This is a genomic window from Nitrosospira sp. Nsp11, assembly GCF_900142705.1.
Classification (GTDB): Bacteria; Pseudomonadota; Gammaproteobacteria; order Burkholderiales; family Nitrosomonadaceae; genus Nitrosospira.
Genome location: NZ_FRBV01000033.1, coordinates 1 through 1,634, shown reverse-complemented (window position 1 = coordinate 1,634; position 1,634 = coordinate 1). Strand labels below are relative to the sequence as shown.

General features: G+C 56.9%; 1 protein-coding gene. It reads right to left on the bottom strand.

Annotated elements, in window-relative coordinates:
* Nucleotides 1-1,634: phage tail tape measure protein (locus BUA28_RS16035; protein ID WP_178298077.1), on the bottom strand; the 1,634-nt coding region annotated here is incomplete at both ends.

Sequence of the window (1,634 nt, the reverse complement as noted above, 5' to 3'; positions counted from 1 at the left end):
TCGATGCGCGCTTGCTGAGCGGTAGTTTGTATCTGGAAACGCTGCTCTTCATAGTTACGCTGAATATCAAGCAATTGCCGCTTGCTCATGTATCCCTCGTCGACTTCCCGCTGCGCGCGAATCTCGTCCAGCGCGATACTGCCCATTGCCGCTTTTTCAGTAGCGTCGATGGTCTGGGAAGTCATGGCGATCTTGTCTTTGACCGCCTTTTTCATGATCTCCAGATCCAGCGTGGACATCTTGCGGGAAATGTCTATCTTCTCTTTCTGGCTGGCATTGTTGGCGTCGAGAATGCTGGCCCAGAATGCCTTCTCCTGGTCGAGTGAGAATTCCTTTAGATTGTTGCTTTGCTGGTAGTACACCTTCTCTTCTGCCAGCGCGGCATCCCACATGGGCACGCGAGAAGGTTTATCCTTCGCCACGCCCCCGCCGGATGTGCCTCCGGACGATTTACGTTCGATAGGCGTGGTTGTTACTTTGGTCGCATCCCCATAGATGGCCGCATCCATGTCCGACCGGCCCTTCTCGGCTATAGCTACCATTCGGGCCGTCGATGCCGCGACAATGCCTTCTATGTCGGTAACGCCTTGCCGCCACGCGCCCTTCGCACCCTCGAAGTCAAGATGCAGCGCCCGTTCGGCAACGTTGGCGAAACGCATGATGTTCTCGGCCGCGCCGGCCAAGATCAGCTTGATAGCCTCGATGGCGATTTCGAAGCCGACGCGCATGGCAATAACGGCAACCTGCACCGCTTTCATTGCGCCGGTAAAGACTTGCATCGCCGTCAAACCGTCGCCGCCGAATGAGGCTTGCGCGAGGCGACCGATCGCCGAGAACACGGTGCTGGCGATATTCCATAATTCCTTGATCACCGCGCCAATGGCCGTCACGACCGTGCCGAAAACATCCATCGCCACCCGGGTCATCCCAACAGCAGCAGGGCCGATCTGCGAAAACCACTCGCCCATCTGCGAGAGGATGGGCAGCAGCGCGTCGCCGGTAGCCTTCAACACCGCCGTGACTACATCCTGCACGTCATTCATGGCCGCGCGGTAGCGAGTTGTGGCGGCGACGTTTTCCTGCCCAATGGATAGGCCAAGCGCGTCGGACTTCTCCTTGGCGGCCGCCATCACCCCGCTGGTGAGTTTCAGGGTCTGCGCTGCCTCATCCCAGCCCTTGCCGTAAATCTTGATGCCTTCCATGTTGCGGTCGATGCCTTCCTTGAACTCAAGCAGGCGGTTGTTCACGTCCATTTGAATGTCTACGGAATTGCGGAAGCTGCCGTTGCTGTCGCGGGTGGCTACGCCCAGGTTCTTGAATGCATCCTCGTTCTTCAGCAGCTGCTTGGTCATCTTCCCGTTTGAGTCGATGAAGCTTTCGCTCGTCTGGTACGTGTCGCCCAATGCAACATTAAGCACTGAGGCTTCAGTCGCGGAGATGCCGAGCGCTTTCCCAAGCGCCATTGATTCCTTGGTGAGATTGACTGACTGATCTACAGCGGCTTTGAAAGCCGCTCCGCCTGCCAGTATCGCTGTAAATCCCGCAAAGACGTCCTGCATTTTTTTGATGGACCCGTTCACCGAATCAAAGCTCTTGCCCATCTGTGAGGTAGCGTTTTGCACCACCTTTTGCGC